The organism is Mycobacterium sp. 012931, assembly GCF_000419295.1.
GTDB lineage: Bacteria > Actinomycetota > Actinomycetes > Mycobacteriales > Mycobacteriaceae > Mycobacterium > Mycobacterium marinum.
Window position 1 is genome coordinate 3432331 of sequence record NZ_AOPX01000001.1, and the last position, 25610, is coordinate 3457940.

Annotated in this window: 27 protein-coding genes and 4 pseudogenes; 11 read left to right on the forward strand and 20 right to left on the reverse strand. The window is 64.9% G+C overall.

The annotated features are described in order from the left end of the window. Positions 1-207: 207 nt before the first annotated feature. Positions 208-1065 carry an SAM-dependent methyltransferase gene (locus MMSP_RS15090; protein WP_020725403.1) on the reverse strand — a complete coding sequence of 286 codons (858 nt, stop codon included), beginning with the start codon at positions 1063-1065 and terminating at the stop codon, positions 208-210. A gap of 98 nt (positions 1066-1163) precedes the next feature. Between MMSP_RS15090 and MMSP_RS29865 the strand changes: the two are divergent. From MMSP_RS29865 to MMSP_RS15100, 3 genes and pseudogenes are all read left to right on the forward strand, one after another. Next, positions 1164-1426 (forward strand): annotated as a pseudogene (locus MMSP_RS29865) (NADP-dependent oxidoreductase); the annotation flags it as partial. Beyond that, positions 1427-2176, forward strand: coding sequence for an NADP-dependent oxidoreductase (locus MMSP_RS15095; RefSeq protein WP_020787331.1), 750 nt, complete (start codon positions 1427-1429; stop codon positions 2174-2176). 68 nt (positions 2177-2244) lie between these two features. Continuing rightward, positions 2245-3078, forward strand: a complete 834-nt coding sequence (locus MMSP_RS15100) for a family 16 glycosylhydrolase (RefSeq protein WP_020787332.1) — start codon at positions 2245-2247, stop codon at positions 3076-3078. A gap of 31 nt (positions 3079-3109) precedes the next feature. On the opposite strand, the gene MMSP_RS15105 is transcribed toward MMSP_RS15100, so the two are convergent. Beyond that, the gene (locus MMSP_RS15105; protein WP_020787333.1) at positions 3110-3478 is read right to left on the reverse strand and encodes a hypothetical protein; all 369 of its coding nucleotides are present in this window, start codon (positions 3476-3478) and stop codon (positions 3110-3112) included. 64 nt (positions 3479-3542) lie between these two features. On the opposite strand from MMSP_RS15105, the gene MMSP_RS15110 reads away from it, so the two are divergent. Together MMSP_RS15110 and MMSP_RS15115 are read left to right on the forward strand one after the other, a co-directional pair. After that, positions 3543-3812, forward strand: a complete 270-nt coding sequence (locus tag MMSP_RS15110; RefSeq protein WP_036426554.1) for an EF-Tu/IF-2/RF-3 family GTPase — start codon at positions 3543-3545, stop codon at positions 3810-3812. Between the two features lie 159 nt (positions 3813-3971). Then, positions 3972-4238, forward strand: a complete 267-nt coding sequence (locus tag MMSP_RS15115; RefSeq protein ID WP_015355636.1) for a hypothetical protein — start codon at positions 3972-3974, stop codon at positions 4236-4238. Positions 4239-4350: 112 nt separating this feature from the next. Here the strand turns inward: MMSP_RS15115 and MMSP_RS15120 are convergent, their stop codons facing one another. The 3 genes from MMSP_RS15120 to MMSP_RS15130 form a co-directional block, all read right to left on the reverse strand. Then, positions 4351-5088, reverse strand: coding sequence for a hypothetical protein (locus MMSP_RS15120; protein ID WP_036426556.1), 738 nt, complete (start codon positions 5086-5088; stop codon positions 4351-4353). Then, positions 5085-5903 carry a hypothetical protein gene (locus tag MMSP_RS15125; RefSeq protein ID WP_012394596.1) on the reverse strand — a complete coding sequence of 273 codons (819 nt, stop codon included), beginning with the start codon at positions 5901-5903 and terminating at the stop codon, positions 5085-5087. The genes MMSP_RS15120 and MMSP_RS15125 overlap by 4 nt, the downstream gene beginning before the upstream one ends. Positions 5904-6082: 179 nt before the next feature. Next, complete coding sequence (locus MMSP_RS15130) at positions 6083-6985, reverse strand: NAD(P)-dependent oxidoreductase (protein ID WP_020787336.1); 903 nt, start codon at positions 6983-6985, stop codon at positions 6083-6085. A 112-nt stretch (positions 6986-7097) separates the two neighbouring features. Between MMSP_RS15130 and MMSP_RS15135 the strand changes: the two genes are divergently transcribed. Beyond that, positions 7098-7406, forward strand: coding sequence for a hypothetical protein (locus MMSP_RS15135; RefSeq protein ID WP_235065760.1), 309 nt, complete (start codon positions 7098-7100; stop codon positions 7404-7406). Positions 7407-7564: 158 nt separating this feature from the next. Here MMSP_RS15135 and MMSP_RS15140 read toward each other — a convergent pair whose 3' ends face one another. Next, on the reverse strand, positions 7565-7951 hold the full coding sequence (locus tag MMSP_RS15140; protein WP_020787338.1) for a hypothetical protein: 387 nt from the start codon (positions 7949-7951) through the stop codon (positions 7565-7567). A gap of 687 nt (positions 7952-8638) precedes the next feature. Here MMSP_RS15140 and MMSP_RS15145 point away from each other — a divergent pair. The 4 genes from MMSP_RS15145 (at position 8639) to MMSP_RS15160 (ending at position 10729) form a co-directional block, all read left to right on the forward strand. Then, a complete protein-coding gene (locus MMSP_RS15145; protein ID WP_015355632.1) occupies positions 8639-9328 on the forward strand; it encodes a type VII secretion system ESX-1 target, MMAR_2894 family in 690 nt (229 codons plus the stop codon). A 173-nt stretch (positions 9329-9501) separates the two neighbouring features. Beyond that, positions 9502-9780 (forward strand): hypothetical protein, encoded by a 279-nt coding sequence (locus MMSP_RS15150; protein ID WP_015355631.1) that lies wholly within the window; start codon positions 9502-9504, stop codon positions 9778-9780. Between the two features lie 77 nt (positions 9781-9857). After that, positions 9858-10268, forward strand: a complete 411-nt coding sequence (locus tag MMSP_RS15155) for an NYN domain-containing protein (protein WP_020725390.1) — start codon at positions 9858-9860, stop codon at positions 10266-10268. A 92-nt stretch (positions 10269-10360) separates the two neighbouring features. Then, the gene (locus MMSP_RS15160; RefSeq protein ID WP_015355629.1) at positions 10361-10729 is read left to right on the forward strand and encodes a DUF732 domain-containing protein; all 369 of its coding nucleotides are present in this window, start codon (positions 10361-10363) and stop codon (positions 10727-10729) included. Between the two features lie 85 nt (positions 10730-10814). Here MMSP_RS15160 and MMSP_RS15165 read toward each other — a convergent pair. From MMSP_RS15165 to MMSP_RS15230, 14 genes and pseudogenes are all read right to left on the reverse strand, one after another. Then, a pseudogene (locus MMSP_RS15165) lies at positions 10815-11474 on the reverse strand (hypothetical protein); the annotation flags it as partial. Between the two features lie 61 nt (positions 11475-11535). Continuing rightward, positions 11536-12029 (reverse strand): annotated as a pseudogene (locus tag MMSP_RS15170) (hypothetical protein). Between the two features lie 74 nt (positions 12030-12103). Next, positions 12104-12667, reverse strand: a complete 564-nt coding sequence (locus MMSP_RS15175) for a hypothetical protein (RefSeq protein ID WP_011740762.1) — start codon at positions 12665-12667, stop codon at positions 12104-12106. A gap of 43 nt (positions 12668-12710) precedes the next feature. After that, positions 12711-14174, reverse strand: coding sequence for an MCE family protein (locus tag MMSP_RS15180; RefSeq protein WP_020787342.1), 1464 nt, complete (start codon positions 14172-14174; stop codon positions 12711-12713). Continuing rightward, positions 14175-15344: a virulence factor Mce family protein gene (locus MMSP_RS15185; RefSeq protein ID WP_020787343.1), complete on the reverse strand. Its 1170-nt coding sequence runs from the start codon at positions 15342-15344 to the stop codon at positions 14175-14177. Further along, positions 15344-16627: a virulence factor Mce family protein gene (locus MMSP_RS15190; RefSeq protein ID WP_015355625.1), complete on the reverse strand. Its 1284-nt coding sequence runs from the start codon at positions 16625-16627 to the stop codon at positions 15344-15346. The genes MMSP_RS15185 and MMSP_RS15190 overlap by 1 nt, the downstream gene beginning before the upstream one ends. Further along, complete coding sequence (locus MMSP_RS15195; protein ID WP_020787344.1) at positions 16624-17907, reverse strand: virulence factor Mce family protein; 1284 nt, start codon at positions 17905-17907, stop codon at positions 16624-16626. The genes MMSP_RS15190 and MMSP_RS15195 overlap by 4 nt, the downstream gene beginning before the upstream one ends. Beyond that, complete coding sequence (locus tag MMSP_RS15200; protein WP_036426559.1) at positions 17904-18932, reverse strand: virulence factor Mce family protein; 1029 nt, start codon at positions 18930-18932, stop codon at positions 17904-17906. The genes MMSP_RS15195 and MMSP_RS15200 overlap by 4 nt, the downstream gene beginning before the upstream one ends. A gap of 64 nt (positions 18933-18996) precedes the next feature. Further along, a complete protein-coding gene (locus tag MMSP_RS15205; RefSeq protein ID WP_020787346.1) occupies positions 18997-20382 on the reverse strand; it encodes an MCE family protein in 1386 nt (461 codons plus the stop codon). Positions 20383-20386: 4 nt separating this feature from the next. Beyond that, positions 20387-21241, reverse strand: a complete 855-nt coding sequence (locus MMSP_RS15210) for an ABC transporter permease (RefSeq protein ID WP_015355621.1) — start codon at positions 21239-21241, stop codon at positions 20387-20389. A 9-nt stretch (positions 21242-21250) separates the two neighbouring features. Continuing rightward, a complete protein-coding gene (locus MMSP_RS15215; protein WP_085981917.1) occupies positions 21251-22084 on the reverse strand; it encodes an ABC transporter permease in 834 nt (277 codons plus the stop codon). A gap of 324 nt (positions 22085-22408) precedes the next feature. Continuing rightward, on the reverse strand, positions 22409-22603 hold the full coding sequence (locus tag MMSP_RS15220; protein WP_036426561.1) for a ferredoxin: 195 nt from the start codon (positions 22601-22603) through the stop codon (positions 22409-22411). Then, a complete protein-coding gene (locus MMSP_RS15225) occupies positions 22600-23016 on the reverse strand; it encodes a nuclear transport factor 2 family protein (protein ID WP_012394578.1) in 417 nt (138 codons plus the stop codon). Before MMSP_RS15225 ends, MMSP_RS15220 begins: the two co-directional genes overlap by 4 nt. Then, positions 23013-24295, reverse strand: a pseudogene (locus tag MMSP_RS15230) (cytochrome P450). Before MMSP_RS15230 ends, MMSP_RS15225 begins: the two are co-directional and overlap by 4 nt. 116 nt (positions 24296-24411) lie before the next feature. Here MMSP_RS15230 and MMSP_RS15235 point away from each other — a divergent pair. Next, positions 24412-25608: a LuxR C-terminal-related transcriptional regulator gene (locus MMSP_RS15235; RefSeq protein WP_020787351.1), complete on the forward strand. Its 1197-nt coding sequence runs from the start codon at positions 24412-24414 to the stop codon at positions 25606-25608. Positions 25609-25610 lie beyond the last annotated feature (2 nt).

Genomic DNA, 25610 nt, shown 5'->3' on the forward strand with positions numbered 1-25610 from the left:
GTAAGAATTAGCCGTGAATTCCACGCATTCCTGACGGTTCCGTCAAACCGCCGGGGTCTGGGCGAGCGCCCGAAATTCTCTGGAAAACCCGAATGACCTGCTTGTTTAGGGTCGGGTAACGGTTCGGGCCGGGCAGCGGCGGATCACTGCGAAATGCACGCAGGCGTTAATTGACAGTTCTCCGAACTCAACGAGTCTCTCAGGTACTCATTGAGTAAGGAGCGTAACCGCGCTCCAGGGCCTGCGGCCCGGATGGCGCGGATTCGGCTGCGGAAGCCACCCGAGTGAGCGCATTGATATCGGCAGGCGGCGGAACCGCTGCGCGGCCGTAAACAGGGATTCCGCCTCTGCTACGTGCCAACCCAGTCCTTCAAAGAAGGCCAAACCGTTGTCGGGTGCAAACTTGAACGGCGCGTTCTGCAGCATGCCGGCCATCTTCTTGTTCATCATTTTCTTGAGGGCAGGGCCGGCTAAATCAAGCATCCACCAACCCACTTGGGGTTGTCGTATCGCCTCAGAGAGGGCAATCACATCCGGTTCGTCGAGGTACATCAGCAGGCCCTCGGTCAGGACAAGTGCCTTGGCGGCACCGGCCAGTGCCTCGGTGAAGAAGGCATCGCGAGCGGCTGGATCGGCTAGATCCACGGCGCTGCGGGTCAGCTGGCATCGCGGGGTTTCGCCGCTGAGCAGCTGTGTTTTTTCCGCCAACAGCAGCGGTAGATCCGCTTCGATCCAGGTCAATTCGGCGGGCAGATCCAGCCGGTACGGCCGGGTATCCAGGCCGGCAGCCAAGTTCAAAACCCGGTCACAACCGTTGGCGATCGCGCGGGCAATGGCGTCGTCAATGATTTTCGTCCGCGCGACGAGCCACCAACCGTTACGGGTGGTGCGCGGAACTGTGGCGACGATAGCGCGGCCATGCTCTCCGGCAAGCCGATTGGCGAGGGGGTCGCTGAACAATGCATCCGGACGCGCCGATTCGGTGGCCCGATATAGGGCCGTCCATCGGGCCGTATCGGAGACGTGGGTAATCACTTGCCCTTCGCCGGAATCCAAGCCTGCCATGTATGCGTTATAGCACCGGCAGACGAAACCACCCACCGCCCCAATCGGAATGGTGCCGATCGCGATGTCGCACTATCGGTCTGGGGTAGCGTGCGCTCATGCCCGATCGAAACCGCCGATTCCTTCTTCGCGAACGTCCCACTGGGCGCATCGGTCCGAATACTTTCGAGCTCAGCGAAGCCCCGATCCCCGAAATCGGCGATGGCGAGGCGCTGGTACGCGTCACCTGGATATCCCTGGATCCGACCAACCGCGGCTGGATCAACGACATGCCGTCGTATCTGCCCCGGTTGGCATTGGCGAGGTCATGCGCGCGGCCGGGCTCGGCGAGGTTGTCGAGTCGAGGAATCCGAATTATCCGGTGGGTTTGACCGTGCAAGGTCTGGTCGGTTGGCAGGACTACGCGGTGGTCTCGGACACGACGCCGCTCTTTCCGGTCGAGGTCGCCGACGGCGTCTCCCCCAGCGCCTACCTCGGCGCACTCGGGATGACCGGGCTCACGGCATGGATCGGGATGCGCGAGATCGCCAAACCACGGCCCGGCGAAACAGTCGTCGTATCCGCCGCGGCCGGCGCCGTCGGTTCGGTGGCGGGCCAGCTCGCCAAGGCGGATGGTGCGCGGGTAGTCGGGATCGCCGGTGGGCCGCAAAAGTGCGCTTTGCTCACTGAGCAGCTCGGTTTCGACGCGGCCGTCGACCATCGGGCCGACGACTGGGCAGCTCAGCTTGTCGCCGCGACACCCAACGGCATCGACGTCGACTTCGAGAACGTCGGTGGCGACATCATGGACGCGATCTTCGCGCGGCTCAACGTCCGCGCGCGGGTAGCGCTGTGCGGCCTGATTTCGGGATACAACTCCGCCGATCCGCCACCCGGACCGCGAGCGTTCGGAAACCTGCTGGTCCAACGCGCCACACTGCAGGGCTTCATCATTCTTGATCACCTGGGCCGCGCGGCCGAGGCGACCGCGGAGATCGCCGGTCTGATCGCGCAGGGCAAGCTCACGCCGCTGGAAACGGTGGTGACCGGCTTCGAACAATTGCCCACGGCGATCAACATGCTCTTCGACGGCACCAACGTGGGCAAGCTCGTCGTGCGGACCTCCGAGTAGTCGGCTGAGCGGTTGACGCCGTTCGTGCTTTAGCGCAGCAGGTGCCGGGCTGCTATCGTCGCTGGCTTATGCCCGAGATGGACCGTCGTCGGATGATGCTGATGACCGGATTTGGTGTGCTCGGGGCGGCACTGCCCGTCCCGGCGGCCAGCGCCGACTCGTCTCGACGGGACATGCCTCTGGCGCCGGCGCCCAATGGCCAATCGGGCCCCTACCTGTTTCACGACGAATTCGATGGTCCGGCCGGCTCTGCCCCCGACTCGTCGAAGTGGACGGTGGCGCGAGCCCGCGAGGAGATGAAGGACCCGACGTACTGGGAACGGCCCGAGAACGTCGGCCAGTACCGCGACGACCGGCAGAACGTCTTCCTGGACGGTAAGTCGAATCTGGTCATCCGAGCCGCGAAGGACGGCGGCACCTACTACGCCGGCAAGATCCAAAGTCCGTGGCGGGGCGGCATCGGCCATACCTGGGAAGCCCGTATCAAATTCGACTGTCTGACCGCCGGCTGCTGGCCGGCCTGGTGGCTGGGTAACCAGGATCGCGGCGAAATCGACATCATCGAGTGGTACGGCAACGGGAGCTGGCCGTCGGCCACCACTGTCCACGCGAAAGCAAACGGTTCGGAGTGGAAGACCCGCAACGTCGCGTTGGACAGCGGGTGGCACACCTGGCGATGCCAATGGGACGAGACCGGTATGCGGTTCTGGCAGGACTACGCCGAGGGGGCGCAGCCCTACTTCACCGTCGCGGCGCATTCGCTACCCGACTGGCCGTTCAACGATCCCGGCTACACCGTGTTCCCCGTCCTCAACCTCGCGGTTGCCAGATCCGGCGGCGGGGATCCCAGACCGGGCAGCTATCCGGCACAAATGCTGGTCGATTGGGTACGCGTCTGGTGACCGCGCCGGGAACCTGAGTATCTTCGCGAGCCTAAAGCGGCGCGACGATCAGGACCTTGGAATGGTCCGTGGGGTCAACCCGGACCGGTAGGTCCAGACCAACCCTGAGGTGTGGAGCGCTCGACAGTTCGAGCGCGATGCGCCGAATGGCGCGGTATGGGTCCTGCTGCGGCAGTGTCACGTCCAATTCGAGCTCGTGCCAAGAACCCAACGTCGTGCTCGCGACATTGCGCCGAATGCTGACGATGGTTGCTACGCCTTCCAGCCCCTCGCGCAGCAGTCGCTCGCGCTCGGTGGTGAGTGCGCTGAGTTCGGCGGCCGCGTTATGAGCCGCGGCCTTGTCCGCGCGCGTCACCCGTTGTCCGACGCTGGCTCTGCGCACTCGCTGCAGCCAACCCATGCGGGTCAGCGTACGGCGGCCAGCCGACACCCGTCGATGGCGTCGGGCGGGTAGCGTGCCGCACATGTTTCGCATGACTGTTCAGGACGTGTTCTTCATCCGGGGGCGGGGCATCGTGGCTACCGGGCGCGTGGAACACGGCGAGTTGCGGGTCGGCGACGAGGTACGAATCAACGATGGTTCAGGCGTGCGAGTCGACGCCATCGAGGCATTCCGCAACAAGCTGGACACGGCGAAAGCCGGGGACAACGTCGGCCTGCTGTTCAAGAAGCTCACCAAGAGCGATCTGGCCGCGGGAGACGTCATCACCGCGGCGGATGCATTCCTGGCCTAGCGCCGAACCTGCGCTGCTGGGCAGCCCCGCCCCGCTCCCCTGGCCTGGGGCGATGCCCTCGCGGGCCGACGTTGTTGGGATCGGTAGCTACCCCGTCGATCTGTACTTGTGCCAACGACGACGCCACCGAGGCGGCGCCCCACGGAAGGAATAGCGCAGATGAACATCGTCCCCGCCAGCATCGAGGAGAAGATCAGCCGGGTCGATCGGCAACGAAGCCTGGCGATCGGAATCAGCTGTGGAGTCTTGGCGGCGTGGTCCTTCTTCCGGTTGGTATGGCTGCTCTACGTGTCGATGACGTTTGGTTGGTTCATGGGGGCGGTGGCCTTCCAGTTCGTGCTGTGGGCAGTCGTCGGCTCCGTGGCCACCATCGCCGCAGCCGGGTTCTTGGCCCGCTACTTCAAGGACTCTGACCCGGATCTCTGACAGCCGGGTTGGGCGAATCGTTTCGGACCGGGTTCACGCCCGTCCGGAACGCTTCCCCATTTCGGGGGCGCTGATTTTCGGGGGGGTGCCGCACGCCGAGGGATTCGGCGAGTCAACGGTTTGTGATTCGTTGCAGCGTGGCCTCGAAGATCGAGTCGAAAGGTTGTTGGTGGCCAGTACTGGCCATACCGGTCAGGATCAACCCCGATGTGCGGGCGTAGGAGTAGTAGTCGGTCCGCGTCGTGCCGGTGGGCTCGCCGGGGATCGTGGTGGTGACCGAATACCGGAAGCGCTGGGGTGCCCCGGCGGGGTGGGTGTTCTGCAGAATGTTGACCGCATAGGAACCGGCAGCGGCGCTGCTGAACCGCGGGCAACGCGACACCAGGGCCATGAATTTGTCGAATCCCGACGGGTCGAACTCCCGGCCCACCATGACGCGGATGTCTCTGCGGTCGGCGACCTCCGCTGGATCGGTGGGGTCGTGGTCGAACACCTCAGCGGCATCGAAGGCCCCGGTAGAAGCCACGCCCACCACCGCGAAACATTCGACGGGATCAAAGCCGAGGCCCTCGTCGTACAACTGATATCGGAAATAGCCGAAGGTACCGGAGAGCTCCTTGATGTCACTGACCGTCCACGAAGGCGGAAACTCTGCCTGCGTGGGCAGCAGCTCGGCCAGTTTCTGGTCGCTCAGACCGGCCAGTCCCGGGGCCAGTGCCTCGGGCCCGGAGCCCCGATTACCGGGCCAGGCCCGGTCCACAACTGGGGCGGTGATCACCACCCCCACGACCGCAAGCGCACCCAGCGCCGCCGCGATCGCCCATGGTCTCCGGCGTGACAAGTTGGTCATGACGCCCGTAAGTTTCGCAGCGTCTGGTCGGCGAGCCGCTGCACCAGATCCCGCTCGGCGCCCTCCATGTAGATGGTGCATTCCAGCAGCACACCCCGCACCGCGTAGTAGCTGACCTGGTAGGTCGATGCGGGGTCGCGACTGCCGATCGTGGCGAACGTCCTGGTGACAGTGACGGCGGCGTCGGCATCACGTGCTGCATGGGACTGGATCTGGGTGCTAACGGTGCGACGGTCTTTGACCTGGCCGTCGACGTAGTAGTTGGTGACCCGATAGGAGCCGCAGCGGTCCAGCCAGTGCTGGTAATTCCCAACCTGCTCCGCCGCGTCCGAGTTGACCCAGAGCGCGAAACGGGCGTTGGGCCCGTGCTCCCGTCCCTCTCCGGTCGCCGCGAAATCGGATGCGGGGGCATCCTGCACAAACAGTTGGGCGTATCGGTCGACTTGGACGTAGGCAGCCAAACTATCCCCCGAGTGATTGAGGATCTTGGGTATCGCGCCACACATGTCCGGTTCGTAGGTCGCCGCGGGCCCCGCATCGGGCTGGACACTCAGCGTCGCCGGATCGCTGGCAGCGGCACGCTGCAACCGTCCGGTCAGTGAATATCCCCAATCTGGCGGGAAGTCTGTGCTGGTTGGTAAGGCGGTCGCCAGGACCCAATCGCTGTGCGATGCCAAATCCGTGGTGTCCGACAGCGATGGCACCGCCAGCAGCATCACGCCGCAGGCACCGAGGACGGCTAGGGCGAGGGCACCCACCACCCGCGGCCAGGGCCGGCCGGGTGAAGCGACAGGCTCTGCGGCCACCGATCCCATCCGTGCTCCTCCCCGCGGGCCGGTCTGCGCGGCCTTCGCATCACCACCGGGGTTGCCGGTGTAACACTATCGCGGCAGCACGGGGGTCAAGCCGACCGACACAGCGGCACCCTTCGACCGCGATCTTCGGTGGCCCCGGGGTGGCTCCGGCGGCGGGCACTATTGCTGCCGCACGCGGTTCACAGCCCGGGTGCCTCCGGATGGAACTTGGCTACCAGCCGCCGCATTCCGTCGTGCCAGTCGACGGCGGTGTTGCCGATGAGCTCGTGCATCCGGGTGACGTCAACCGGATTTGGGCGCAATGCGCTGTCGCTCTCCTGGAAAACGGGCTCTTTGCCGATCAGTGTCCCTAGGTAGCCGCACCAGTCCTGCAGGCTGACGATCTGGTCGCCGGCCCAGTTGACCGTGGTCGCCGGAACCGACGCCGCCGCGAACAGCTTCGGGATGGTCGCGATGATGTCGTCTTCGTGAATCGGGTTGTAGCGTGCCGGCCCGCCCGGCGGAACCGGGATTGGAATTCCGGCCAGCATCATCTCCATGTGGAAGAACGGCCACCCACCGTTGTCGCCGTAGGGGACGTTGAGGCGCGCGATGGTGGCGGGTAGTTCGAGAACGCGCGCCATCGACCGAACGACCACCTCGCCGGCAATCTTGGATATCGAATAGGTGGGGAACAGGAACTTGTGGTTGTCGCCGAGAGCGGCGTTTTCGGTGCGCAGTTCATTGTCGGGCGGGTCGTACACGGCCGCGGATGAGCAGTGCAGAAAGGCCTTCGCGGCGCGGCAATGCGCCATCAGCAGTCCGACCGATTCGGCGTTTGCTGCCAGGTCCTTGTCCCAGTTGCCGCTCTTGGCCACCGCAAAGTTGAGGACGTAATCGAAGTCGGAGGGAATTTCGGTGAAGTCACCAGCGGCCAGGTTGACCGCTTGACAGCGAATGCCCACTTGCTCGAGGTCCGCCCGCGCGGTGGCATCGGTAAAGCGCGCGATGCCCCAGACCTCGTTAGCTCCCGCCAGGGCCCGGGCAACGGGACTGGCGACCTGTCCGGTCACGCCGGTGATCAGTATTTTCGAGTCGCGCATGAGGGTGATGCTAGGGCCCGCACGGGCGGCCGACGCAAGGCGCCGCGGCCGGCGGGCGTTAAGGGTCGATGGTCCCTACCGGTGCGGCTATCGGCGCGACATCATCGAAGAGATGAGCGATCCGTCGCAACCCGCATCAGGCGCGACTGAACAACCTGATCGACCCAGCCGCGTTGTTCAAGCCGCGGCTTGGGTGGGCATCGTTGCCGGCATCGTGTTCATCGTCGCCGTGGTTTTCTTCTCCGGATTCTTCGTGGCGTGGTCCACCGGTTACGGCGGTGGCGGCGATCAGGACACCGGCTCCACAGCTCAGAGCGCTCCGGGCCCGATGATGAACAAGTGCCCCATGATGGGCGGTGAAGGCGGACGCGGCCCTGGCCCGTCACCAGCAACCAGCGCGCCCGGTCCGTCGCGGCCGTAGCCCCCCGGTGGTTGGGAAATGGTGATTGGGAAATGTGGTGCGGCCGATAAACGAATCCTCGCGGCCCACTAGACCTTTATTGTCGGTGGTTGATCTCGTCGCGCGCGGATTCTGATTGCTTTGGTTCGGTACCCCCGTGGACACCCGCCCTTAGCGGGTCACACAGGATGTGGTGCCCAGGTGGCCGGCAGCATCGGCACACGTGGATCGCCATCGCACTGATCGCCAGCCAGGGTGATCAACCCGCCAGGTCGCGGGAGTGTTTCCTGGCCGGCGGTCCCGGAAAATCCCATCGACTCCGCTCCCCTGTCGCTCACCTCTACGGCGGCCGGCGACAGTGCATGCACTTCCCGGACCAGTGAAGATGCGACCGACCGCCGGGCCGGTTCGCCATCGGATGCCTTCTTGGCCTCCTCCGCCAGCCGCGCGTCATGAACCACCCGATCAACACCAAGTGGCACGCTGACCGGGATGGCGATGGCGGTCGCCACTTCGGGCGCCAGCGCCGGAGGAAGGGCGAATAGTGCCAGCAGGCCGGCCGGCACCAGGGCCCTGGGCCATTGCCGACGGCGAGCTGGTCGGATTCGGGGCACCCGCGGGCGATGCGTGCAACGGCCATTGAGCTGGCCGCACGCTGGTCGGCAGCCGGTACCGTCCGCGCGACGTCCGCAAAGCCGGACGAGCGCAAGGCCGGTGCGACGATTTCGTCCCGGGCCGGGCGGAATGACCGCCATCGTCTCTACCACGCGAAGCCGGCATTTGATATGGGAGAGAAACTTGCAGGTTGCGAGGTTCTTGGTGGGGTCTTGGGCCACCATATATGGTTCGGTCGCACACCCGCAGCGCCTGTGAGTGGATAGTCGGAGTAAGCAGTGGCTTCCTGGTTCTGTGCGTTGCGCTCACCCGCGAACTCGCCGGTGCCGGCGGCGCCGATCGTCCTCGTTGGCGAGGGCGGGCACTCGGCGGTGATTTACACGACAATTCGCCCGTAATTGCGGGAGCGGTCACACTTGGCACAGTGAATTTCCTGCATGTTCTCAGGTGTTGGCCCTGGTAATCGTCCTGATCCAGAAAACCTGCTGGCTAGTGGTCCAGTCCGTCGTAGAATTGAGCAATCGTCCAGCAAAGCTGGGACGGTGTGTGCGGCGACAGTCGCGCGACGGATCAGTTGGTCGTTGGACTGCAAGGGCGCGAACGATTCGTGCAGCGCACAATTACACAGGAGCGTGCAAATGGATCCCATGTCACACGACCCGGCCGCAGGCGACATTGGCTCTCAGCTGGTCGACATCGGTACCCAGGGCATCAGTGCTGGTACCACGGCAGCGATGACTGTGCTGACCGGTTTGATCCCGGCGGGAGCTGAAGAAGTCTCGGCGCAGGCCGTCCTGGCCTTTGCTCAGGAGGCGGCCACGATGTTGGCGTCCAATGTGGCGGCTCAAGAAGAGTTGATGCGGACCGGCACGGCGCTCAGCGACATCGCGCGCATGTACGGTGACGCCGATGATGTTGCCGCGGACGCGTTGACCTTCCGTGGCGCGGCAATGTCGAACCCCGCTGCCGCGGGCAGCTCTGGTTTTGCGACTGGTGCGGGCCTGCGCGCCGGCGCGTTTGCCACCGAAGCGGGACCCGCGGCCCAGCCGCTGGTGTCCCAACTGATTGGGTCGCAGTCCTCGCCGATGGCGGCCGCGGCCGCCAACGCGGGATCATCGGCGATGAGTGGTGCCGCGCCGATGGGAAGCGGGATGGGCGCGGGCTCGTCGGCAGGCGGCGCATCCAAGCCAGGGCTGGTATCAGCCACCGGGCCCGCCGATGAGGAAGAACGTAAGGACTCCGCGGCTGCGGGCGAACAAAACGGGCTGGCGGACGTGGGCCAGCGAGAGGACGCGAGCGGCTCTCACCCGGTCGAACGCTTGATGTAGCGGGCCTTCGGCAACCAGCGCGGGGCCGGCGCACTGTTGTGCGCTGCGGTGGTGGGTTCAAGACCGTCGCCAAGCCGTCGAGAATGCTGCGCTGGCCCACAGACACTTCGGGGCGCCGGTCTCCTACGCTTGCGCTGTGACGTGCTAGTCCCGGAAGCGAAAGAGAGGCTGTTGTGACCGACCCCGACATGGCCACAGTCCTGCGGAACATGAAAGTCCCGGTGCGGATGACCGGCAGCCAGGCGCTTCGTGACTTCTTGCTCATCTACGTCGACGATGAAGAGTCGCTGGCGACCCCAGAACGGCTCAAGCAGTTGAACGGCCTGCTGATCCTGTCCCACCTCGAGGTCGTCAATGCCCTCGGTGCGATGGAAGCGGCGGCCACCGAGCAGCATGTTGAGCGATTCCGCAACGAGATCAACAGGAAGTTCCGCAAACGCAGATGGGGGTAACGGGCTCGGCGCCGCCGCGAGATCGCTAGGCGAGGATTCGGCGGACGCGTCCCACGCTCGTCGTCGTACGGTGAAGTGTGCATTGGATCATCGACGGCATGAACGTAATCGGCTCGCGGCCGGACGGATGGTGGAAGGACCGCCACGGCGCGATGGTCGCGCTTGTGCACAGACTCGAGCGTTGGGCATCGGAGCAGGACGGAGCCGGCGGAAAGGACGTCACCGTGATATTCGAGCGGCCTCCGTCAACGCCGATCTGCTCGTCGGTTCTCGAGGTAGCGCATGCGCCCAAGGCGGCGGCCAACTCGGCTGACGACGAGATCGTGCGCCGGGTCGCAGCGGAACCGCAACCGCGCGACGTTCGGGTGGTGACGTCGGACAAGCTATTGGTCGAGCGGGTCACAAACCTGGGTGCATCAACCTATCGGGCGGAACGTTTTCGTGACCTCATCGATCCGCGTGGTGCCAAGCATGGGGGCGAGCGCTGAGGCCGCGTTCGCCAGCGGCCCGGGTGGTCAGCGCCAAATTGGCCTGCTAGATCCTGTTTATCCGCCGGTCGTTGCTGGATAGGATGGCAGCCATGGCGCATCGCAGTTGGCCGATTGCCTTGGCAGCCGCCACAGTTGCCCTGGGCACGATCCCCATGGGTATGGCCACGCGAGCATATGCCGCGCCGGCTCCAGAAGTGGAATACGTCTACAACGTGATGGTGCGGCGCCACTACGATTTTCCGAACAATGACGCGATCGGCTACGGACACGGGATCTGCGGCAAGGTCAGTGGCGGTCAAAGTTACGCCCAGGTGATGGGTGACGTAAAGAATGATGTGACCCCTAACGACGAGTTCGCGGCCAACTACCTGGTGTCCTACGCGGTCAATCTCCTTTGCCCCGAGCAAGTCTGGCAGCTGCGGAACTCGGCGGCGAACTACCGGCCACCGGCGGAGTAACTCGAGACCCAACGTTGGCGCCGGTACGGCAGCCGTGGGCAGAAGTGCGAGTCAACTTCTGAAGGTGTTGCACCCCTAGCCTATTCGGGTGGCATGGGGGCGGCGGGTAGACGCCGCGCAGAATCCAGGGAAGCCAATTGATCCCGTATTCGATCTCGTCGCTGGCATCGTAGTCAGGGCTGGGGTCGATCGGAACGTTCTCGGGCAAAGCCACCGGTGGCGGCGGCTCGATTGGCGCTGTAACCGGTGGTGTCGCCACCGGGCGGTCGAGCTGTCCGTACATAGCCACCACGACCGTGCGATCCGGGCTGTTCTCTGACCACACCCCGATTTCGGTGTTGGCGCAATCCGACATGATCGCGAAATACGCCGGGTTGTAATACCACTGGTTGAGCAACTCCACGCCGCTGATCGCCAGGGCAGGATTGATGGCCACGGTTTCGGCGACTTGGCCGTGGAAGCCGGCGGCGCTGGCGCGGTCGGAAGGTGCGGATCCGTCAGAACCAATGCCGCCACCGAGGTCGCGGTTGTTCAACACATCGAGGGTGTGCCATTGCGCGGCCAGCTGCAGCTGCGGGTTGATTCTCACGTCATTGGTGCAGCCGGCTTGATGCTGGACGGTGTAGACATTGGCGACCACTCCGTCATTGAGGCGCTTGTTGTCGGCGCGCGCTGCGGGCATGCCCAGCGCAGCGCCGGACACCATGGCGACCGATGCGGACAGAATCAGGTATCGGTGTCGCATTGTCGTCTTCCTTCCCATACTGGCCCTTCGTGACCGGTCCGCCCCCTCGTGTCTGGCCGACTCACACCGGGTCAAATCGCGAAATCAGCCACCGCCCGTCGACCTTGTCGAGGGTGACCCGAACGCTGGATGCGGTGCTGGTGGGCGGGTCCTGGCTCACGATGATGGTCTGGTTCACAAACAGCAGAACGATCGCGTGCTCGCCGGTTGCGACACCGAGGCCCCGGCTGGCACGATGGCCACCGCCGAAATATCCTTCTGTTTGGCCCCCGGGATGACCACATCGCGGGTCAGCGATGTGTAGTCGCTCAGGAATGCGCCGGTCAATTTGGCTCGTGCGGCCTCGAGGTCACTGCGCACGGTGTCAGGCCGGTAGGACAGCAGCGCGATGGTCCCCGCGGTGGCGGCCTGGACGGATTCCGCACGTGCCTGTGCCGCATCGCGAACGGCGCAATCCTGCCACTTCGCAAACCCGGTTCCGCCTGCCAACAGGAGCGCCAGGGCGGGCAGCAGGCCGTAGGCGATCACCGGCCACCAGCGAAGTCGACGCCGCACCACCGCCGGTGGTTCGCCGCTGCCCGCGGTGTCGGTGTCGCCGCACTCGCCCGCGCCGGGCCGGCTGACGGCGGTCACGGTACGAATCCGACCTTGGCGGCTTTGAATCCGTCGTCGACCCTCTCGAGGGTGATGCGTATCCGCCATATTCGCGGCATCGGGTCGGGTTCACCGCCATTTGAGGTCTGCACCGAAACCGCCACCAGCGCCTGGGCCGTGTCGGCTGTCTCCGACTCCAGTCCGGCCTCGGTTACGGTGCCCACCGTGGTGGCCTTGGCCTGCCGCAGGACCTCGATGAAAGGCTTTGAGCGTTCGGCGAAATCGTTGTAGAACTCCCCCGTCGCGCTGTCCAGAATGCGGTGCACGTCGGAATCGCCATGTTGCCAGTCGATGGTCGTCAGGTTCAGCGCAACCTGCCTGGCGACTCGCAGAGCTTGGCCTTGTCGGGCTTGCGCCTGACCGGCTAGATGAACGCGAAATCCAAACCACCCCAGTGGCGCTGCCAATGCAACAACCACGGCCAGGCCGAAGAGCGTGGCGCGCAGCGGCGCGGACCGGTGTTTCTCGGCGGCGGAGTCCGCGCATCGGTGTTCGAGTGCTTCGTCTGGGGGCGGTCCGGGACTGGTCACCACGCTCATGAGGCCCTCCGTTCTATCGGGGTGATCGTGTGCACCCTTGGCTTCAGGGCACCGGTGGTGGCAACAGCATCGATTGCCATGTCTGGTCTTTCGGAGCGGTTTGGGCCAGGTCGGACCGGGTGTACTGGCGGCCGTCCGGTCCCGTGTAGGTGCCGGTGGCCGGGTCGTACTCGGCGGCGGCGATGGGCGGCGGAGGAGCCTCCCCGGGCCCAGCGGCGGCAGGCGGCGGCGGGCCGGGTGGGAGTTGTGGGATGTCTTGGCCGGAAAGGGTGGAGTTGGGGTCGCCCTTCCAGTTGTAGCCGTCATTGAGCGGCACGTACTGTTCGTTGCTCTCGCACAACTTCACCGTTGGTGCACGCTTGCCGGGAACGGTTTCGCACGGGATATTGCGCGCCCCACGCACATTGAGCGGCGAATCCTGCGGCACCCGGCAGTACAGGTCGCCGGCCGGACGGTTCGGGTAGTCCTCGAAGGTGGGGACTCGCTGCTGCTGGGCTGGCAGGAATCCGGTGGAGCACGGCGGTGGCAGGTTGAGGTTGAGGTTAAAGCTCAGATACTGGCCGTGGTAGGCCTGTTTGGTGTTGACGTTGGCCAGGATTCCGGCTTGTTCGGCGCTGATGGCCATCGGGAACACCACCAGCAGCTGCTCGATGTCGTTCTGGTAGGCCAGCGCGACCTGGCCGACGCTGACGAGGTTGGCAAGCAGGATCGGCAAGGTGGGTTGCACCCGTTCGAGCAGTGAGTTCACCTCGTCCAATGCTGGGCCGCCATTGTCGATGGTTGCGGCGACGGCTTGGTCGTGGGTCTGCAGTTCGGTGGTGACCGCGGCCAGGTGCGACGCCCATCCGGCTATCGCATCCGAGCTATGGGTTTGTGAATCCAGCACCGGCGGGGTCTGGTCGATCAGTGCGATCAGCGGGTCGAGGTTCTTGCGCGCGTCGATCGCCAGGTTGGAGGTGCCCGTGATCAGACGGGAGAGTTCGGGACCGAGGCCGCCGACGGCTGTGTACGACTCATTGATGACGGTTTGCAGGTTCTCGTGCGGGATGGCTCCCAGGGCGGTGTTGGCCGCGCTGAGCAGGGTGTTGATGTCGGGCGGAACCGAGGTGTTGACCAGTCTGATCACGTCGCCGTCCTTGAGCGGGGGCGAGGTGGCGTTGCGGGGCAATAACTCGACATAGGTTTCGCCGATGGCGGTTTGGCTATGCACTTCGGCTTTGAGGTCGGACGGAATGTCGATGCCCGACTTCAGCGATAGGACGGCCACGACCCCGGTGTCGGTCAGCTGCACCGACTCCACCCGGCCCACTTCGGAGCCGCGATAGGTGACATTGCCGGGGGTGTACAGCCCACCGGACTTCGTCAGCTCCATTGTCACCGTGTAGCGGCCGACGCCGAAGAGCATGGCCGGCAGTTTGGCGAAGTGCAGGAACGTGATCGCCAGTACGCTCAGCGCGATGACGGCGAAGATGGTCAGCTGAATCATGACGCGGCGCTCTAGATGCATCTAGGGCCCCTGGTCCCAGTGGTACGGCACGGTGAGTGGATTGCCTGGGGTTCCGCGGTATCCGGCGGTGCACGGGCTCGGGAACTGACCGATGGTGCGTCCCCACTGCAGTTCGAGTTCGGTGAGGTGGCATTCCCAGCGGGTGCCGGTCAGTAGCCCTTGGTCTATTCGACTCAGTGTGAGGTCGACGATCGCCGTCAAGTTGGCGTAATCACCACGCTGGAAGTTCTGGAACGTTTCGTTCGGAAAGGGAAAGGTCGCCAGCAGTGATAGCGACCGGGTCATGCTGGGTCCGGCGTTGGCCAACGATTCCAAAACCGGTCCGAGCTGCCGCAGTTCGCTGACCAGGTTGGCCTTGGTCTTGTTCACCGAGTCGGCGGTTAGGGCGCTGAACTTGCTGAGCTGGTCGGCTGCCGTAACGAGCTTGTCCCGCTCGTCATTGAGCACGGCTAGGGCGTCCGGAATGGTGGCCAGCGCCCGATCCAGGACGGGCTGCTGTTCGGCGAACTTTCCCACCAACCGGTTCAAGCTCTCAGTGGCTTCGATGATGTCATCGGATTGGTCGTCGAGGGTCGCGGTGAAGCTATCCAGCTGTGCGATCAGGCTGCGCACATCGTGCTCGCGCCCGCGGAATGCGGTGCTCAATGCCTCGGTGATGTCTTGGACTTGGCCCAACCCGCCCCCGTTGAGCACCAGCGACAGCGCCGCCAGGGTCTGCTCGGTGCTCGGGTAGGCTCCGCCGCGGGACAGCGGAATCAGCGATCCCTCGCGCAGCCTGCCTTGCGGTGCATCATGTTTCGGGGCAGCCAGCTCGATGTGATAAGAGCCGAGCAGGCTGGTGGTCCCGATCCGGGCGGTCGCGTTGGCCGGCAGCGCGACGCCGGCATCCAGCCGGATCGTCACCAGCGCGTGCCAGCCCTGGCGCTCGATTCTTGCCACATGGCCGACCGTCACGTCGGCAACCCGCACCCTCGAGTTCGGCTGGATGTTGTTGACGTCCGGCATCTGCGCCTGGATGACAAACGAACCCGGCCCGTTGCCCTCGGTGCCCGGCAGTGGTAGCGAATTCAGACCGCGCCAGCCGCAGCCGGATACTGCGGCCAAGGTAACCATCGTCACCAGGACTGTGGCCAGACGCGGCGCCACCCGGCGCCGGTGGCGGACGCGCATCAGCCACCTCCCGGCGGGACCATCATGCCGCGTAGCCCGGCGGCGGGGTCGGGTTCCACAGTCACATCTGCTGGCGGTTCCGCAGGCGGCATATCCGGCTGCGGCGGAACGTAGTCCGGTCTCATCCAGTCTTCGCTGTAGGTGACTTCGTTGGGCCGGGCCTGGGCGCCGACGAACAGGTTCTCCCCGAGCGGGGGAAAGTTGTATTGGCGGTTCTTCAGGATCGGAGCCAGATATTGCACGCAGAGTTTGGCTGCCTGTTCGCCGCCCAAGCGGGAGGCGGACTGAATTGCACCGCACAGAAACGAGATTGGGTTGGCGAAGTCGTTGGCGGCCAGCGCGCCGGTGAGCGCCCCGTTGGCCGGTTCGAAGATGTTGTTGAAGTTCTGCAGCACCGTGGGCCCGATGTGCAGGGTCTGCTTGATGTCGTCGAGGCTGGCCACCAGCGCGTTGCTGATCGACGCCAGCTTGTCTGAGGCGGTGCCGACCGCCTCCCGGTTCTCGGCGGCGAAGCTCTGCACATCGGCGACCACCGCGTTGATGTCTTTCACGGCCTGACCGACCTTGTTCGGATCTGTGGCCAGCAGCGAGGAAACCGCGGCGAGGTTGTGGTTGAGTTGCTCGAGCAGGTCGGCACTGTCGTGCAGTGCAGACACCAGCGTGGACAGGTTTCGTACGGTGGAGAAGATGTCATTCCGGTGATCGCTGAGAGTCGAAACCGTCTGTGAAAGTTCGACAATCGCGTCACGAATGGTGGATCCCTGGCCACGTAGATTGTCCGCGGCGGTATTGATGAGGGCACCCAACGTGCTGACGCCGCCCGGCTCGGTGGGCTTGAGCAACTCGGTCAGTCGTTGTAGCTGGTTGCGTAGGTCATCCCACTCCACCGGCACCGCGGTGCGCTGCTGCGAGATGATCGCGCCGCTGGCCATGGTGGGTCCACCTGAGTAGGGCGGGGTGAGCTGGATCGCCCGACCCGTCACCAATTGTGGCGACAGGATCGCCGCCTTGGCGTCGGCGGGAACCTTGTACTTGCGGTCGAACCAGAACGAGATCTTGGACCGCAGCGGCTGCGGCTCGATCTTGACTATCTTGCCTACTGGCACGCCCCGGATGAGGACGTCGTCACCGGCGAACACCCCGTTGCTGTTGTCGAAGTAGGCGACCACGAGCGTTCGGGTCGCGTCCCCGGCGGTGCGCATTGCCGCGATCACTCCGGCGACCAACACCAGGATGAGTGTGGTTGCCAGCACCGAGCGGGTCCGCCGCAACCTCGTGGTCATGACGCACCACCCGGCTGCGGGCCCGGCACCTGGACCGGTCCCGGGGTGGACGCCAAGCCCGGCGGTGCGACCGCGGGCGGCCCCGGTGGTGGCCCCCCGGGCGGTGGAGCCGGCGGTGGCTCCCGGTATGGGTAGCGCGGATCGCCGGGGTTGCCGGTAATCGCGTCCGGCAGCGTCAACCGCGGCTCGCCGCCCTGACCGGTGCGCGGGTAGGCCATCGGCAACGGCGGGATGCCGGGTTGCCCAGTGGGCGGATCGGTCAGCTGCGAGGGCAGCAAGGTGGCCGGGTCCAGCCCCAGATCGGAGAATGCGGCGCCGATGAACGGTTGCACGAACTGGCCCGGTAGCAGGTTGACCACGTAGGCCTTGAAGAAGGGGCCCGAGGACACCGATTCGCCGAGTGACATGACGTAGGTGTTGATCAACGGAATCGCTTGCTGCAGGCGCTCTTTGCGACTCTCGACAATGTCGAGCACCCCGTTGAGTTTGTCCAGCGCCGGCCGTAGCTCCTGGCGGTTGTCGGCGATGAAGCCCTTCAATTGCCGTGCTACCGCGGAGATGTTCGCCCAGATCTGGTCCAGGGCCGCACTTTGGGTCCGAAGCTGCACCAGCAGTGCATTGGTGTCGCGTACCAGGCCCGCGATCTGATCGGTGCGGTTGGCCAGCACGCCAGTGGCTCTGGCCGCGTTGTCCAGCAGGCTGCGCAGTTGCACGTCACGCTGGTTGAGTGTTCGTGCGAGGCGGGCCACTCCCTGTACCGCGTTGCGGAAATCGGCCGGGGTGTCGGCAAAGGTCTGCGCCAGGGTGTCCAGTGATTCGGACAGCTGACCGGTGTTCAATCCGCTGATGGTGCTGGCCAGGTCGCCCAGCGCGTCGGGCAGCTGGTAGGGCGACATGGTCCGCTCGACGGGGATCGGGCCGGTGAGATGGCCCTCTCCACGCGGCATCACCTCGACGAACTTGCTACCCAGCAGGCCTTTGGTCTTGATAGCCGCCTCGGTGCGCTCACCGAGGCGGATGTTCTTGTCGACCTTGAACGTGACCCGGGCGCCGGGCTCGTCGAGCTCGATGCTGGACACCTTCCCGACGGGATAGCCGGAGACCTCCACCGTGTTGCCGGTCCGCAACCCACCCACATCGGCGAAGTATGCGCAGACGCTGGTGCCCTGGTCGAAGAACGGGAGCTTCTGATATTGCAGGGCACCCCCCACGACGCCAGCGGCGGTAAGGATGCCCACGGTGCCGACCAGCAACAGGTTGCGTTCAGCGAATGACTTCATTTCGGTGTGCACCGACCTGTGGCCTGACCGGCGACCTTGATGTACACCGGCTGCCCACCTTTGCCGTTGACCTTCAGCACGACGTCACACAGGTAGAAGGCGAAGAAGTCGCCGTACATGCCCTGCCGTACCAGCGCCTGGTATCTGCCCGGCAACGTGTTGAGCAGATTGTCGAGGTAGTCATGATCGGCCAGCGCGATGGTCGCGACCCGGTCGGTCTCGTGCAGCGCCTTCGAAAACGGTGCGCGGGCCTGCGAGAGCAAGTCGGCGACCGATCCGGCCGCGGCGTTGGTGTATGCCACCGCGTTGGATATGTCGGTTCGGCGTTCGGAGAGCCCCGCAATCAGCTGCGACAGCGACGCCACGGCCTTGTCCAGCCGGTCGCTTTGACCCCCCAGCGAACCAAGCACCACGTTGAGATTGGTGACCACCTGACCGATCAGCTGATCCCGATCGGCCAATGTGTTGGTCACGGCCGCAGCCTGGTCCAGAAAAGTTCCGATGGTGGGGCCCTGGCCCTGAAATGCTTGCAGCAGTTGGTCGCTCAGCGCATTGACCTGGTGGGGGTCCAGGGCGCGAAACAGTGGCCGGAAGCCGCCGATCAAGGCGTCGAGATCCAGTGCCGGTTTGGTGTTGGCCAACGGAATTGTCTGACCGGGCTTGAGGATCGTGAGCCCGCCGGCTCCTTCCTCGAGTGCCAGATAGCGGTCGCCGAAGAGATTGTCGTAGCGGATCACCGCCTGGGTCCCCTGGGTGAGGGTGACCGAATTGTCGGCGGTGAACTCGACTTTCACGGTCGCATCGGGATTGATGGAGATCTTCTCGACCTTGCCGACCTCAACCCCTGCGATGCGGACCAGCTTGCCTTCTCTGAGGTTGGAGACATTGCTGAACTCGGCGTAGTAGGTGTTGCCGTCGCCGAAGCGCACCTGACCGAAGACAGCGACCAGCAGAAAGGCGGTTAGCGCGCAGACCGTCAGGAACACGCCGAGGCGGATCACGACGCCTCTGAGGTCTTCCCGCATTGCTACTCCCCCGCTTGTCTTGACCGGCACGCACCGGCGCCGCCCTGGTGCCGTCATGGGTCTGTCATGGTGATGGAGGCCCCGTCTCCTGCTGGGGTGCAGGGGGTTCGGGTATCGATGCGGGCTCAGTGGGAGCCGGCGGGACCCCCGGCCATAGCGGCACCCCGCCAGGGCCGTACAGCGCGGCCCCATACGGCGGCCCCCCGGGGTTGGGGCCGATCGCCGGCCCCGGCAGGCAGGGGCGCACCGAAGGAGGCTGGGGCACAGCGCGGGTCACGGGCAAGTAGTCGGCCCAGCAAGGATGCCCGATTCCGGGGTTGGGCCGGATGTCGAGTCCGGTTCCCCAACCGGTGTCGGCGACGAGCTGACGCACTGGGAAGTTCTTGGTCGCATCTGGCAATGATCCGCAGCCCGGCGCTCCGCCGGGGCCGCCTTTTGCGGCGACGAGCGGCAGGTTGTCGGGAAAGACATAGGGGTCATTGCCCAGCAGCAGTGCGACATCGAGCTGCAGGGTGCGGCCGTCGGCGCCACCCCAGGCCGCATAGCCGCCATTGTCGAGGTACCACTTGGTGCCCTGTAGCAAGCAGGTGTATTCGGGGTTGTACTTGAGTAGCAGATTCGTGGTCGGCTCGAGGATATTGATCGATGTGGTCAGGTTCTCTCGGTTGTTGGCGAGCAGATTGGTCCCGGTGTCGGCCAAGCCGATCACGTTGAGCAGCAGGGAATCCAGCGACCTCGCGTGGTCCACCACGGTGGTGCTGGTGGTGCTGGCCGCATCGAGGATCGTCAAGATGTCGCGCGCGGCCGCGTCATAGGTGTTGCTGAAATCTCGCAGCGACCGCCAGTTCTGGCGCAGCGTGTCCCGACGTGCATTGAGTCCCTGCAACACCTGGTTCAGATCGGTGGTTGCCTGACCGATGCGTTCCCCCTGTCCGCGAACGCCTTCGGCCACCGCGCTCAGCACGGCGTTGAGCTTCAGCGGATCGATCATGTTGAGCAGGTCGACGACGTTCTCGAAAACGGTGTTGATCTCGGTGCTGAGGTTCTTGGAATGCAATACCGCCCCGGCAGCCAGCCGAGCGCGACTCGGGGTCGGCGGTATCACCAGGTCGACGAACTTCGCGCCGAACGCGGTGGTGGCGCTGATCTGCGCCTCCACATTGGCAGGGATGTAACGGATCTGGTCGGGGTCGATTTCCAGTTCGAGACTGGCGCCATGGTTGCTGTCGATCTGACGGACCCGGCCGACCTGCACCCCACGCAACATGACCTTGGCGCCGGCGTCCATCACCAGCCCGGATCGTTCCGAAGTCAGGGTGACCGCAACATACGGTCGCAAGGTGCCGGTGAAGGACACGGTCGTCACGAGGATGGCCGCGACGATCGCCGCGAACAGGATCACGGTCCACCAAGCATCGTGCAGACGGTGTTTTCCCGGCCCGCGACCCATGCCACTAGCTCGCCAGGTGGAAGTTGGGTGACTGGCCGTAGATGGCCAGCGTCATGATGACGATTGCTATCGAGGCGACGACCATTGACGCGCGTACGGCCCGGCCGACGGCCTCGCCGACCCCGGCCGGCCCGCCGTGCGCATTGTACCCGTAGTAGGTGCAGACCAACATGATCATGAGTGCCACCACGACGACTTCGAAGGACGACCAGAGCACGTCGGTGGGGCGCAGGAACGTATTGAAGTAATGGTCGTACACACCGGACCCCTGGCCGTAGATGGCGGTGGTGCCAGCCCGCGCGGCCAGATATGCGGTGATGAGTCCGACGCAGAACAACGGGATGGCCACCACCACTCCGGCCAGCACCCGGGTGCTGGCCAAGTAGCTGACGCTGCGGATACCGATCACCTCGAGCGCGTCGATCTCTTCGTTGATCCGCATCGCACCCAGCTGCGTGGTGGCGCCGGCGCCGACGGTTGCGGCCAGCGCGACCATGACGGTGCCCGGCTGAATTTCGCGAGTATTGAAGAAGGCCGACGCAAAGCCCGTCAGTGCTTCCACACCCACCGACGCAAACTGGTTGTAGCCCTGCACCGCCACGATTGCGCCGGTCGTCATCGCCAAGAACCCGACGATGACGACCGTCCCGCCGATCACCGCGAGCGTCCCCGCGCCAAAACCCATCTGCGCGATCACCCGCAGCAGCTCGCTGCGATAGTGCATGACCGCATCGGGGATCCCGGTCAGCGTGGTGACATAGAACCGCATCTGTGAACCCAGCCGATTCCACTCGCGCACCAGGCTTTTCGCCGTGCGTCGCAGGCGATGGCGGGAGCTTCTCGAAGCGCTGACTGTCATGGTTTCACCTCACGACACCATGAACGGGATGCCGACGGCGGTCACGACGATGTTGATGACGAACAGCACCACGAACGCGAAGACCACGGTCTCGTTGACCGCTCTGCCGACGCCCGCCGGACCGCCGCCCACCGATATGCCCTTGTAGCAGGCGATCAGCCCGGCCATCAGCCCGAAAAGGGTCGCCTTGATCATCGAGATGACGACGTCGACCGTGTGAGTGAGTGTGGTGAGTCCGGTGACCCACGCACCTGCCGAAACATGCATGAGGAACACCGAACACAAGAATGCCCCGATGAGTCCCGTCGCGATCACCAGCGAACTCAGCGCCAGGGAGACGGTGGTGGCGGCCAGCACTCGGGGAACCACCAGAGCCTGGATCGGGTTGATTCCCATCACCCGTAGCGCATCGAGTTCCTCGCGGATGGTCCGCGCACCCAGATCGGCGCACATTGCGGTGGCGCCCGCGCCCGCGACCACCAGGACGGTGACGATGGGAGCGCTCTGGTCCACGGTGAAGATCGCGCAGCCGGTGCCGGAGAAGTCCGCGGCGCCGATATCGGTGAGCAGCACGTTGAAGAGGAACCCCGAGATCACCGCCCACGGGATTGTCATCAAAACCCCGGGCAGCGTGGATACCCGCGCCACGAACCAGCATTGGAGTAGATATTCACGCCATGCGAACGGCGGCCGGAACATCGACACGAACGTGTCGAGCGTCATGGCGAAGAAGTCGCCGAGCGCTCGGACCGGCTTGGTGACCGATCCGGCCAGCGGACGTGCGACCGGGTCGGCTACCGGATCTGCTACCGGGCTGGCCGCCCGATCGGTCAGAGTCACCATGGTGTCGCGCACCATGTGGCATTGATGCCGAGGCCTCGGGTGGGGTTGCTCACGCTGACCATCCGGACAGGTCGAGTTGGACGGGTGACATCGGTGAGGGTACGCGGCGCAAGCTGCACATGTCCATAGACAATACGCGCTATTGAAGCCTCGGTATCTGTAAATATCGAAGCAAGATGCCAGTTATGGCTAATGATGTATCTTGATAGTACCCTAATGATAGGCGCGCTTGAGGGAGATCGAGTGTGGCGGATGTCCGCGGCGTTCGCGCGCTCTGGGCCGGTGCTGACTTCGCCGTCGAATGCGGCGCCGGGCCACATCCCCTCAGCCCGACATCAGCTCGAGCGCCCCCGACGGGCACAGTTTGACCGCATTGCGCACCCGGCGTTCTTCGTCGGCGGGCACCTCATGGGCGGCCAGTACCACGATGCCGTCGGCGTCCTGATCGAAGAAGGCGTCGGCCGTCATTACGCACATGCCGGTCGCCATGCAGATCTCCCGGTCGGCGGCGACCCTCATGAGAAGGCCTGCAGGGTGAGGGCGGAATTCATGAAGTCCCGGAAGTGCAACCAGCGACCGTCGCGCAACGTGATGATGTGCGCGAACTCCGATTCCCATTCGTGTCCGGTGGCCAGCCGCCGGAACCGCTGCCGGCCCCAGGTCGCGAGATCGTCACCTTGCGCGATGAACTTCCACGGCTCCATCTCGACGATCTCGATCGCCTGGCCAACCTTGGCGAAGAATGTCATCGCCTCGTCGATGCCGCGGTAATCGCCCGCGTAGGGGATCTTTTCGGTCCCGTAGTAGGTGATGCGCACGTCGGGGTCGAGGTGGTGCAGCGCGGTATCCAGGTCGCCGGCCGGCACCGCGGCATAGATGGCCTTGGTTGCCTCGATGTTGCGCGACTCCCGTGACTCGGTGGTGACCGTCATGACAGGTGCAGGGGTAGCCGGACAAATGCGTGGGTCAGCAGGCTGGCCGTCTGCTTGGTGCCGGGGTCGTCGGTCAGCGCGATCTTCTGATAGCGATCCAGCACGGCGTTGAGGACGGCGAGCACCTCCAGTCGGGCCAGTGAGGCACCGAGGCAGAAGTGCAGGCCATGCCCCAGCGAGAGCTGCTGGCGAATGTTCGGCCGGTCGATGTCCAATCGTCCCGGGTCGGGGAACACGGCGGGGTCGCGGTTGGCCGAGCCGAAGAACAACGCGACCCACTCCCCCTTGCGGATCAGCTTGTCGCCGACCTCGACGTCGCGCGTGGCGATGCGGAACAGGCGCTGTGGCGGCCCGTCGAGCCGAAGCGTCTCCTCAACGAAAATGTTCAGCAAGGTCCGATCGGCGCGGACGCGTGCCTGCACCTCGGGCTCTCGGGCCAGCGCGTGCAGCAGATTTCCGATCAGGGATGTCGTTGTTTCGCTGCCGGCTACCACCAGCGTCACACAGAACCGGACGATCTCTTCGGGGGTGAGCCGCTGCCCGTCGACCTCGGCGCGCAACAGCGCCGAGATGAGGTCTTCGGCATCCTCAACGTCATCGCTGGCTTCGCGTTCGGCCAGCCGGGCGGTGTGTTCGGCGAGCCGGGTGGCGAAGGTGCCCACCATCTCCTGGTTGCTCGCCATGCGTTCTTCGGGGGTGAGCGACGAGGACAGCATGAAGGCGTTGGCCCACCGCCGGAACCGCACGTGGTCGCCATCGGGCAGGCCCAGCAGTCGCACCATCGCCCGGGTGGGAATCTCGGCGGCGAAGCCCATGACTTCTACGACCCCGTCCGGTGAGCCGTCTTCGGCCCCATCCCGAGAATCCTTTTCGAGATCGTTGAGCAGCTGCGGGATCAGGTCATTGAGCCACCCCTCCAGTCGCTTGACCCGGCGCGGCGAAAACGCCTGGCTGACCAGTTTGCGTTCGACTTCGTGCTTGGGCGGATCGGTGTTGACCAGCATCAGGCTCGGCGCCGACGACGCCTCCTGCAAGGGATCGCGGGACGAGAAGGTTGCCGCGTCGCGCGCCGCGGCAAAGACCTGGTCGTAGCGGAACAGCGCCCAGGCGGTAACCGGTTCGTCGGCGCCCGGGACGGTTCCAGGGGCCAGTCCCGATACCCCGCAACGGGCGAGAGCCCTCTGAGTTCGTCATAGAGCGGATAGGGATTGGCGATGCCTTGCGGGGTAGTCAGAAGTTCGACGGCTGGCACCGTCCCTGAAACGGTCTCTGTTGACATGTCATCCAGCCTCTGACAACCCCGGTGGCAGGTCGATCCCCCGTTGGGGAGGACTCTTGCCCCCGTAGGAGGGGAGTTTGGGCTTTTCGCCGCGACGGGCCATCCCGGAGAGGACAGTGGGAGGGGTGATCGATGTGGTCGATATGCCCGATCCCCCCGCATTCCCCACGTTGGCCGACGACGAGCACCCCGGCTGGGCGTCGCGTCCGATACGGGAAAGCGATGCCACTCGTCACTATCGGGAAGCGTTCGGCGATTGCAACGTCGATCCCACCGACGACCCCATGGCGGTGGTTGCCGAGGCCATCGACGTCAACGCCGCCGCGGTGCGCCACGCCCTGGAGTCCCTCGGTGACGTGCATGCGGTCAACGCCCTCGAAACGCTGTTGGATTTGTCCTCGCTGGAACGGGAGATGATCGAGGACGGTGCCGCACGCCGCACGCTGGCGCTGTTGCAGGTGCAGGAGGCCTTGAGCAAGCTGCGCGCCGTGGACGACGTCGCGATGATTGTCGACCGGGCGCCGCGTGAACTGGTGGAGTCGTGCGGGTTCGATCGTGGTGTGCTGTTTCGAGTGCACGAAGGCCGAATGGTGATGGAATCGGCCTACTTTGGGGAAGACCGTGAAGGTGCGGAGAAGATGGTCGCCTTCGCGCAATCGGTAGCACCGCTGTTGGATCACATGCTGATCGAAACCCAGATGATTCGCCGGCACGCGCCCGCGATCGTGCGCGATGCCCGCAATGATCCGCGGGTGAATCGACCGATCGTGGACTTTTCGCTGACGCATTCCTATGTGGCGGCCCCGGTGATGCCGACCGGCAAAGTGATCGGTTTCCTGCACGCCGATCGGTTGTACTCCGGGCGCATAGTCGACGAGATCGACCGAGACACGGTGTGGGCGTTCGCCGAAGGCTTCGGATATGCCTATGAGCGAACGGTTCTGCTGGAGCGCATGCGGCGCCAGCACGCCGAGGTGCGCAGTGCGCTTGCGTCCGCGGACGAGGCGGCGCGCGCTCTGCAGGATGCCGATCTGGACCTGCGCAAGATCGAGCCGGTCGAACGTAGCCCCGCGGCAAGGTCGTTGGCCGAGGTGCAGACGCGAGTGATGGCCATGCTGACCCGCCGGGAAGTGGAGGTGCTGCGGCTGATGGCGGCCGGCCGCACCAATCAGCAGATCGCCGACGAACTGGTGATCTCGGCCGGCACGGTGAAATCTCATGTCAAAAGGGTGCTGCGGAAGCTGCATGCGACGAATCGGGCCGAGGCGGCCTCGGCGTACGTCCGGTTGGCCAGCGTTCCCGAAGTTGTTTGACG

Bases quoted from the DNA above. Each gene is read 5' to 3' on its own strand.
- MMSP_RS15090 (WP_020725403.1), bottom strand. From the start codon at position 1,065: ATGGCAGGCTTGGATTCCGGCGAAGGGCAAGTGATTACCCACGTCTCC.
- MMSP_RS15100 (WP_020787332.1), top strand. From the start codon at position 2,245: ATGCCCGAGATGGACCGTCGTCGGATGATGCTGATGACCGGATTTGGT.
- MMSP_RS15105 (WP_020787333.1), bottom strand. From the start codon at position 3,478: ATGGGTTGGCTGCAGCGAGTGCGCAGAGCCAGCGTCGGACAACGGGTG.
- MMSP_RS15110 (WP_036426554.1), top strand. From the start codon at position 3,543: ATGTTTCGCATGACTGTTCAGGACGTGTTCTTCATCCGGGGGCGGGGC.
- MMSP_RS15115 (WP_015355636.1), top strand. From the start codon at position 3,972: ATGAACATCGTCCCCGCCAGCATCGAGGAGAAGATCAGCCGGGTCGAT.
- MMSP_RS15120 (WP_036426556.1), bottom strand. From the start codon at position 5,088: ATGACCAACTTGTCACGCCGGAGACCATGGGCGATCGCGGCGGCGCTG.
- MMSP_RS15125 (WP_012394596.1), bottom strand. From the start codon at position 5,903: ATGGGATCGGTGGCCGCAGAGCCTGTCGCTTCACCCGGCCGGCCCTGG.
- MMSP_RS15130 (WP_020787336.1), bottom strand. From the start codon at position 6,985: ATGCGCGACTCGAAAATACTGATCACCGGCGTGACCGGACAGGTCGCC.
- MMSP_RS15135 (WP_235065760.1), top strand. From the start codon at position 7,098: ATGAGCGATCCGTCGCAACCCGCATCAGGCGCGACTGAACAACCTGAT.
- MMSP_RS15145 (WP_015355632.1), top strand. From the start codon at position 8,639: ATGGATCCCATGTCACACGACCCGGCCGCAGGCGACATTGGCTCTCAG.
- MMSP_RS15160 (WP_015355629.1), top strand. From the start codon at position 10,361: ATGGCGCATCGCAGTTGGCCGATTGCCTTGGCAGCCGCCACAGTTGCC.
- MMSP_RS15175 (WP_011740762.1), bottom strand. From the start codon at position 12,667: ATGAGCGTGGTGACCAGTCCCGGACCGCCCCCAGACGAAGCACTCGAA.
- MMSP_RS15180 (WP_020787342.1), bottom strand. From the start codon at position 14,174: ATGCATCTAGAGCGCCGCGTCATGATTCAGCTGACCATCTTCGCCGTC.
- MMSP_RS15185 (WP_020787343.1), bottom strand. From the start codon at position 15,344: ATGCGCGTCCGCCACCGGCGCCGGGTGGCGCCGCGTCTGGCCACAGTC.
- MMSP_RS15190 (WP_015355625.1), bottom strand. From the start codon at position 16,627: ATGACCACGAGGTTGCGGCGGACCCGCTCGGTGCTGGCAACCACACTC.
- MMSP_RS15195 (WP_020787344.1), bottom strand. From the start codon at position 17,907: ATGAAGTCATTCGCTGAACGCAACCTGTTGCTGGTCGGCACCGTGGGC.
- MMSP_RS15200 (WP_036426559.1), bottom strand. From the start codon at position 18,932: ATGCGGGAAGACCTCAGAGGCGTCGTGATCCGCCTCGGCGTGTTCCTG.
- MMSP_RS15205 (WP_020787346.1), bottom strand. From the start codon at position 20,382: ATGGGTCGCGGGCCGGGAAAACACCGTCTGCACGATGCTTGGTGGACC.
- MMSP_RS15210 (WP_015355621.1), bottom strand. From the start codon at position 21,241: ATGACAGTCAGCGCTTCGAGAAGCTCCCGCCATCGCCTGCGACGCACG.
- MMSP_RS15215 (WP_085981917.1), bottom strand. From the start codon at position 22,084: ATGGTGACTCTGACCGATCGGGCGGCCAGCCCGGTAGCAGATCCGGTA.
- MMSP_RS15220 (WP_036426561.1), bottom strand. From the start codon at position 22,603: ATGAGGGTCGCCGCCGACCGGGAGATCTGCATGGCGACCGGCATGTGC.
- MMSP_RS15225 (WP_012394578.1), bottom strand. From the start codon at position 23,016: ATGACGGTCACCACCGAGTCACGGGAGTCGCGCAACATCGAGGCAACC.